Origin of the sequence: Cryobacterium sp. Sr8, from assembly GCF_004403225.1 — a bacterium.
Classification (GTDB): Bacteria; Actinomycetota; Actinomycetes; order Actinomycetales; family Microbacteriaceae; genus Cryobacterium; species Cryobacterium psychrotolerans.
Genome location: NZ_SOHO01000001.1, coordinates 1 through 8,116 on the forward strand (window position 1 = coordinate 1; position 8,116 = coordinate 8,116).

Genomic DNA, 8,116 nt, shown 5'->3' on the forward strand with positions numbered 1-8,116 from the left:
CAACTCGGCTTTGGTCTCAGTGAGTTCATCAGGATTCACGCCTGAAAATTAACAGATCCCAGCGACGATTAACAGCCGACACGCCCAACCTAACTAAGTACTACTAGATCTGGGGGAAATCGAAAGTGGTCGGATCGCCACTTGTACGCAGCCCGGATTCGAGCCCATGGATCGAGTCGATTTCCTCCTGGGTGAGCGAAAAATCAAAAACATCGATGTTCTCGTGCACGCGCTGCTCGCTCACGGACTTCGGAATGACGATGAATCCGCGCTGCAGGTGCCAGCGCAGCACGACCTGGGCAGGCGACTTCCCATGATTCTCGGCGATGCTCCGCACGACCGCACCGGTCAGGTCCTGGCCCTGGCCAAGGGGGCTGTACGATTCGACGGCGATTCCGCGGGCGGCGCAGTACGCAATGAGCTCGGCCTGCTGGAAGCTCGGGTGCAGCTCGATCTGGTTCACGGCCGGAACGATGTCGCCCTCCGCCAGGATCCGGTCGAGGTGAGGCTGGAGGAAATTCGACACCCCGATGGCGCGAACGACACCATCCGAATAGAGCTTCTCCAGCGCCTTCCAGCTTTCCACGAAGAGGTTGTGGCGCGGGTAGGGCCAGTGGATCAGGTACAGGTCGATGACGTCGAGCCCCAGCTCTTTACGGCTCGTCTCGAATGCCCTGAGGGCGCCTTCATAACCCTGATCAGCGTTGCGGAGCTTGGTCGTGATGAAGATTTCGTCGCGCGGGATCCCGCTTGCGCGTACGGCTTCGCCCACGCCCGCTTCATTGGCGTAGGCCGCCGCGGTATCGATGTGGCGATAGCCGGCTTTCAACGCTCGGTCAGTTGCAGCGCGCACATCGCTGGGCTCGATTTGGTATACGCCGAAGCCCAGCTGGGGGATCTTGACGGAGTTGTTGAGGACGATTGAGGGAATGGTCGGCATTGGTTCTCATTTCCATTGGGGTGGTGCGTGATGTTCTCGGCTCTGGGCAAGTGTCTAACGGTTGTAGCTGGCCATGGGGCCTCGGAGCGTCAATCCCACGTCATCGCACGCAGCGATCACATCCGCTGCCAGCGGGCCCTTCTCCGCCGCGAGGATGTTGGAGTGCAACTGCTCGAGCCGCGAAGCGCCCAACAGGATAGCGCCGACGTCCGGCCTGTTCATCAACCAGCGCAATGACAGTTCGATGAGCGTGATGCCGGCGCCGGCAGCGATCTTTGCCAGGGAATCGATCGCGGTGAAGAGCCGGGGATCCCAGTACCGCTGTTTGTACATTTCCGCCAGCTTCGAACTTCCGAAACGCCCCGCAGCGGGCAGCTCGGCGAACCGGTGACTTCCGGTGAGCAAACCGCCGCCCAGCGGATTGTACACCATGGTCAACAGGCCCGTCGTGCCGGCGAACTCAAGATATTCTTCCTCGATGCGTCTGGCCACCAGGTTGAAGAGCTGTTGCGCGACGACGGGACGCGGGGTGCCAATGGCATCCGCGACGTGATTGAGTTCGCTGATCTGCCAGGCAGCGAAATTCGAGACGCCCAGAGCGCCGATCGTCCCCTGCCGAACGAGTTCCGCGACCGCGCCCATGGTCTCCTCCAGGGGAGTGGCGCGGTCCGGCTGGTGCAGATAGAACAGGTCGATGCGCTCGACTCCCAGACGACGAAGACTGCCGCTGACAGAGCGGCGCAGACCGGGCTCGGAGAGCGGGGAGTGCTCCCCGGCGTCAGGATGCGGCATGCCGGCCTTGGACGCAAGCAGAACGGAATCGCGGCGTTTGGGCAGAAGTGAGGCCAGGATTTCCTCACTCGCTCCACCGGCGTACACGTTGGCCGTATCAATCATGGTGATGCCCGCATCCAGGGCAGCGTCGATCAGCGAGGCAGCCATGGCCGCGTCGACCGTGTCTCCGAACGTCATCGTGCCGAGGGCAACGTGGGAGATGGGCAGGTCCAAGCCTGCGACATGCGTTCCGTGCATTGCCATAGTTCCTCCAGCCAGGCTTTCTATGAGGATCCCCCGACACCTGTCGTGGCCGTTCGTAATTGTTATCTTTTCCGGATTGACAAGTTCGCGCCCCTCGATAATGATAAGTCATCAGACGTCCTGCGTCTTACCTCAAAGGAGATTTGTCGTGTCAAAGAAGATTGCGATCCTGCACACCAGCTTCGTGTTTGTCTCCGTCGAGCCGGTGATCAACAACCTCATCGCAGAACTCATTCCGGACGCCGAGGTCATCCACTTCGTTGACTCTGACGTCCTCGCCACGGTCGTCCGCGAGCAGGGGATCTCGGCAAACAGCGCATTGCGGATGACGCATCTTGCGCAGGCGGCAGAAGCGGCCGGCGCCGATATTATTTTCTCCGCGTGCTCGTCGCTGGGCCCGGCGCTGGACGTCGCTGCCCGCAGCGTTCACACGCCCATCGTCAAGATCGACGAGGCCATGGCCATGCAGGCAGCCCGCGAGGGCACGAAGATCGGTGTCCTTGCCACGGTCCCCACCACGCTCGGACCGACTTCTGACCTCATCTCCGCAAAGGCAGCGGAGATCGGGCGAACGGTCACGATCGAGCAGAGGTTGTGCAGCGGTGCCTTCGATGTGCTGATGTCGGGAGACCGTGAGAAGCACGACGCAATTGTGACCGAACAGGCCATGGATCTGGCGAAGAGTGTTGACATGATCGTCCTGTCGCAGGCATCTATGAATCGTCTCGCAGGCAGTCTGCACGAGCAGACGAAGCTTCCGGTGTTGTCCAGCCCCCGCATCGGCGTGGAATATCTGGCCCAGCGCGTCGCGGAACTCGGGGAATGAAGTCGAAGAACCTCGCCGGGAAGGTGAGGGATGCCGACGAGTTGTTGGTCGCGGGACCCCCCGTCCTGCGCCTGCCCGAGGCCCGCCTGCAGATTCGCGAAGCGAACGCCGCCACACGAACCTGGGTGATCGTGCTCGATGACGATCCGACGGGAAGCCAGTCGGTTCAGGGTGTCCCGGTGCTCACGGGGTGGACCCCCGACGATCTTCACTGGGCCTTTGACCAGCCCGCGAATGGCTTCTTCATCCTCACCAACACCCGAGGGTTGAACGAAGACGAAGCTCGGGCCACCATCAGGGACGTCGCTGACGTCATCGACCGAGTCGCCACCCAGCTGGGCGCGCACTACACGCTGATCACACGGAGCGACTCGACACTGCGCGGGCATTATCCCCTAGAAACGGACGTGCTCATCGATCTCGCTCGTTCAGCGGGTACGCCCTACGACGCCTTGATCATCGCCCCCGCTTATATTGCGGCGGGACGGGTGACCGAGGGCGACGTGCACTATGTCGGCACCGGAACCTCATTTGTTCCGGTCGGTCAGACGAACTACGCGCAGGATGCGACCTTCGGATTCACCAGTTCCAACCTGCGGGACTACGTGCAGGAGAAAACACACGCGGCCGTCTCATCGAACGGCGTTCTCAGCCTCAGCCTCGAAGACATCCGGGTTGGGGGGGCGGAACGAGTGCGCGACGTTATCCGCAGCTGCAAAAACGCCACCCCCATCGTTGTCAATGCGGTGGATGAGGCCGATCTCGATGTGGTCGTCCTGGGCCTCATCCTGGCGGAAGGGGACGGGGCTCGGGTACTGAGCCGCACCGGCCCCTCCTTCGTCGCGTCGCGGCTCGGCATCAAGGGTCGGGCACCGCTCTCCCATGATGAGGTCTTCGCCTCTGGAGAACGTCCAGGAAACGGGTTGGTGGTCGTCGGCTCCCATGTCGAATTGACCACCCGACAGGTCTCGCGGTTGAAGCGGGATGTCGCCGACCTGGCAACCATCGAACTGGACGTTCCGAGACTGCTCGATCCGGCGCAGGCCGACGACGAAATGGCCCGATGCGGTGATGCCCTGGTGGCAGCCATCACACGAACCGATGCGCTGCTCGTATCAAGCAGGGAGCAAATCGTGGGAGATTCGGGTCATTCCAGCCTCGTAATCGCCCAGGCCGTATCGCACGCGCTGGTGACGCTTGCTGCGCGAGCCGTCGACGAAGTCCCGCTGAAATGGGTACTCGCCAAGGGCGGAATCACCTCAAGCGACGTGGCCACAGAGGGGCTTGAAATTCGGCGGGCAACGGTCGTCGGACAATTGTTCCCAGGAATCGTTTCGGTCTGGGTTAACGAGGGTGGCAACGGTCGGGGCCTGAAGGGCCTCCCGTACGTCGTCTTTGCCGGCAATGTCGGGGATGAGTCCACCCTCGCAGACGCAGTCCGTATTCTGCGAGGCAATCACGCGGGAGTGGGCCTATAAGAACAACGAATCGTGATTTTCGAGTGGGCGCGATCGAGTATCGGGGTCCACCAGGAGCAGCAGTACCCACGGCAACAGTTTTGTGCACTGATTACAAAGGAGTAGTAATGCGAAAAATCACCATCGCCGCCGCCATGATGGCCGCGGCAGCCTTCGCCCTCTCGGGCTGCAGCGCGCCGACCACCGAAACCAGCCCGGCGGCAGAATCGACCGGTGACAAGCCGGTCTACGTGTTCCTTCCCAAATCCCTCAACAATCCTTACTGGGTGGACGCCCGCAAGGGCATGGAAGACGAAGCGGCCAAACTTGGCGTCACGGCCAAGTTCCTCGGCCCGGACACAGACGATGCCGCCGCGCAGGTAGACATCTTCGACTCAGTCCTCGCCACCAATCCCGCAGGGATTGCCATCTCACCGAATGACCCCGCGAGCGTTCTCGACAACATCGCCAAGGCGACGGCGGCCGGCATCCCGGTCATCGCGTGGGACGGGCCTGTTCCGAACAGTGACGTGTTGGGCTACATCGGCACGGACAACGTCGCCGCCGGTGTCCAGGCAGGCGAGGCTCTGGCCAAGAGCGTCGGCAATAAGGGCAAGGTCGCGGTTGTGATCGGCAGCCTGAGCGCGGTCAACCTCAACCAGCGCCTCGAGGGAGTCAAGAAGGCACTGGCGAAGCACCCCGACATCCAACTGGTAGCCACCGAGGTTTCCGGTGAATCCGTCGCAACCGCGCAGACAGCCTCCGAAACGATCCTTCAGGCCAACCCGGACCTCGCCGGCTTCATCGGCATCGGCGGTTCCGACCTTCCCGGTATCGCCGGGGCACTGAAGTCGGCCGACAAGTGCGGAACCGTCAAGGCCGTGGGCTTCGACGTTGTTCCGCAGGGTGTTGAGGGCATGAACAACGGCTGCGTGGATGCGCTCATCTCGCAGAAGCCCTACGGAATGACCGCACAGGCACTCCAGATCCTGGTTGACTTCCACAACAAGTCGTCCAAGCTGGAGAAGAACTTCGTGGTCGACACCGGCGTCGTGACGGTCACTCCCGACACGCTGGCGGAATTCCAGAAGACCGCGCACTAGCATCCACACGGATTGCGGGGTCGGCTGAGAATCCGCCGGCCCCGCATGTCATCCACACCCGTACCAAGCACAAGGGAGCAGCAATGGCTGAGCACACGCTCATCGCAATGCGGGGTATCGTCAAAAGGTATCCAGGCGTTACCGCACTTCGCGATGTCAGCTTGTCGGTCGAGCCGGGCGAGGTGATGGCTCTCGTCGGGGAAAACGGTGCCGGCAAGAGCACACTTTTGAAGATACTCGCCGGTGCGGCACGTGCCGATGAAGGCGTCATCGAGGTGTCCGGCCAGGTCGTCCAGGTCCATTCGCCTCGTGAATCGCAGGCCCATGGAATCGCTGTCATCTATCAGGAACTTAACTTGGCCAATGATCTCAGCGTTGCCGAGAACATCTACGTTGGTCGGGAGCCGAAGACCCGATTCGGGACCGTTGACTTCCACGCGATGAAGAGCGGCGCCAGTCGGCTCCTGACCAGCCTCGGAATTAACATTTCGCCAGACGAGATCGTCGGAAACCTCAACATCGCCCTGCGCCAGATGGTTGAGATTGCGAAGGCGCTGCTCGTCGACGCTCGCGTCGTCGTGATGGACGAGCCGACCTCTTCGCTGACCGAAGAGGAAGTGGCGACCCTCCTCACGCTCGTGCGCCAGCTCCGCGCCACCGGCGTGAGCGTGATCTACGTTTCGCACCGCATGCGTGAGATTTTCGAGATCGCCGATCGGATCACGGTCATGCGTGACGGATCGGTTGTGGGCGTGTGCGATGCCCAGACAACCAGCCCGAACCACATCGTCCAGATGATGGTTGGCCGTGAACTGGAAGACCTCTACGGGGTGCGCACCGTTCCCGTGGACCACACGGCGATCCCCACGCTGGAAGTGCGGGGACTCAGCTCCGGGGCGCTGCTGCACGACGTGAGCTTTTCGGTTCGACCGGGAGAGATCGTTGCCCTGGCCGGATTGATCGGCGCCGGTCGAAGCGACGCAGCGATGACAATCTTCGGTGCGGTCAAGCGCCGCGGAGGAGAAATCCTCATTGACGGACAGCCGATGGCGTTGCGGACGCCGAATGAGGCAATGGCTGCAGGGATCGGTTTCGTGCCCGAGGACCGGAAACGCCAAGGGTTATTCCTGGGGCTGCCCGTCAGAGAGAACATGTCATCGGCCTCTCTGCCCAGGATCAGCCGGTTGTCCGTCGTGTCGCAACGCCGGGACCGAGAACTCGCTCGCAGATATGCGAAGCAGCTTGGCCTGCGAGAGTCGGCTATCGAAGTCGCCGCCGGCACCCTCAGCGGCGGGAACCAGCAAAAGGTGGTTTTGGCTCGTTGGCTTGCCCGACTCCCCAAGTTGCTCATCCTCGATGAGCCCACGCGCGGCGTCGATGTTGGCGCGAAGGCCGAGATTTACCAGCTGATCCGTACGATCGCCGGCGAAGGCGTCGCGGTGCTGGTCATCTCTTCCGAGCTGACTGAAGTTTTGGGAATCGCCGACCGCATCCTCGTCATGAGAGAGGGTTACGGCGTCGGCGAACTCGACGCTGCCCAGGCAACCGAGAAGCGGGTCATGGCTATGGCAACAGGAGTACAGGAGGACGGTTCATGACAAGCAATGGAGAGATCGTGAAGCAAGAAACGCACGGGGCGTCAAGTACCAACCAGCTTGCACCAGCGATTGCGCGTACGACGCTGGGCCAGAAGACCCGCAAAACGCTGCGGAAGATCGTCACCGCGCGCGAGTCAACCCTCGCCGCGGTCGTGATTCTCCTCGTGGTTTACCTGTCGTGGGCTTCTCCGTACTTCTTCACAGCCGGGAACCTCACGGTTGTCGGACGGCAGATCGGCCTTGCCCTGATCATCAGTGTAGGAATGACCTTCGTCATCCTGATCGGCGGAATTGACCTCTCCGTGGGGTCCGTGGTCGCGTTTGTTAGCGTCCTGACCGGCGTTTTCATAGTAAACTTGGGGATCTCGCCGATTGTGGCAGTGCTTCTCGCCCTGGTCGGGGGTGCCGTTGTGGGGCTCGTGAACGGCTCAATCAATGCGTTCATGGGCATACCTTCGTTCGTCGTGACGCTTGGCATGTTGGCCGTGGCCCGCGGATTGTCCCTGGGCATTACCAGTGGCTCGACGATCAGTGGGTTCCCGTCCGAATTCCTGTTCATTGGACAGGGGGCCTATCTCGGTATTCCCATCCCGGTTTGGGTCGCGGCGATCGTCGCAATCGCGGCGCACCTCGTGCTCACCCGCACCACGTTCGGCCGTCATGTCTACTTCGTTGGATCAAATGAGGAAGCGGCAAAGCTGTCGGGCATTCGAGTCCGACGCGTGAAGATCTCGGTCTTCGTCATCGCCTCGACCCTCGCCGCCGTCTCAGGGATCTTGGAAACCGCGCGATTGAGCGTGGGCCAGCCCGCTGCCGGGAATGGATACGAGCTGCTGGCTATCGGGGCAGCCGTTATCGGTGGAGCAAGCCTCTTCGGCGGAGTGGGAGGAATCCTCGGAACAGCACTCGGAACCTCACTCCTCCTGCTGATCCAGAACGCGCTCATCCTCCTGGGCATTTCCGCCTACTGGCAGCAGGTGTTTAGCGGGGTAATCATCGTGGGCGCGGTCGCTTTGAACATGTGGCGCAAGCAACGTAACTGACACGCACAGATCACAACAGCGCGTCAAACGGACGCGCATAACACTGCAGCACAGAAGGAGCAATCATGAAGGTACTTATCACCGGAGCCCACGGTAAGGTCGGCCGTGCCG

At 61.6% G+C, this 8,116-nt stretch carries 7 protein-coding genes; 5 read left to right on the forward strand and 2 right to left on the reverse strand.

Annotated elements, in window-relative coordinates:
- Positions 1-103 precede the first annotated feature (103 nt).
- On the reverse strand, positions 104-940 hold the full coding sequence (locus E3T54_RS00005; protein ID WP_134474040.1) for an aldo/keto reductase: 837 nt from the start codon (positions 938-940) through the stop codon (positions 104-106).
- Between the two features lie 54 nt (positions 941-994).
- Positions 995-1,978, reverse strand: a complete 984-nt coding sequence (locus E3T54_RS00010; protein ID WP_198414403.1) for an aldo/keto reductase — start codon at positions 1,976-1,978, stop codon at positions 995-997.
- Positions 1,979-2,126: 148 nt separating this feature from the next.
- On the opposite strand from E3T54_RS00010, the gene E3T54_RS00015 reads away from it, so the two are divergent.
- From E3T54_RS00015 to E3T54_RS00035, 5 genes are all read left to right on the forward strand, one after another.
- Positions 2,127-2,804 (forward strand): aspartate/glutamate racemase family protein, encoded by a 678-nt coding sequence (locus E3T54_RS00015; RefSeq protein WP_134474042.1) that lies wholly within the window; start codon positions 2,127-2,129, stop codon positions 2,802-2,804.
- Positions 2,801-4,282, forward strand: coding sequence for a four-carbon acid sugar kinase family protein (locus E3T54_RS00020; RefSeq protein WP_134474043.1), 1,482 nt, complete (start codon positions 2,801-2,803; stop codon positions 4,280-4,282). Before E3T54_RS00015 ends, E3T54_RS00020 begins: the two co-directional genes overlap by 4 nt.
- 107 nt (positions 4,283-4,389) lie before the next feature.
- Positions 4,390-5,364 (forward strand): sugar-binding protein, encoded by a 975-nt coding sequence (locus E3T54_RS00025; protein WP_134474044.1) that lies wholly within the window; start codon positions 4,390-4,392, stop codon positions 5,362-5,364.
- 83 nt (positions 5,365-5,447) lie between these two features.
- Complete coding sequence (locus E3T54_RS00030) at positions 5,448-6,962, forward strand: sugar ABC transporter ATP-binding protein (RefSeq protein WP_134474045.1); 1,515 nt, start codon at positions 5,448-5,450, stop codon at positions 6,960-6,962.
- Positions 6,959-8,005 (forward strand): ABC transporter permease, encoded by a 1,047-nt coding sequence (locus E3T54_RS00035; RefSeq protein WP_092325076.1) that lies wholly within the window; start codon positions 6,959-6,961, stop codon positions 8,003-8,005. Before E3T54_RS00030 ends, E3T54_RS00035 begins: the two co-directional genes overlap by 4 nt.
- The last annotated feature ends 111 nt before the right edge of the window (positions 8,006-8,116 follow it).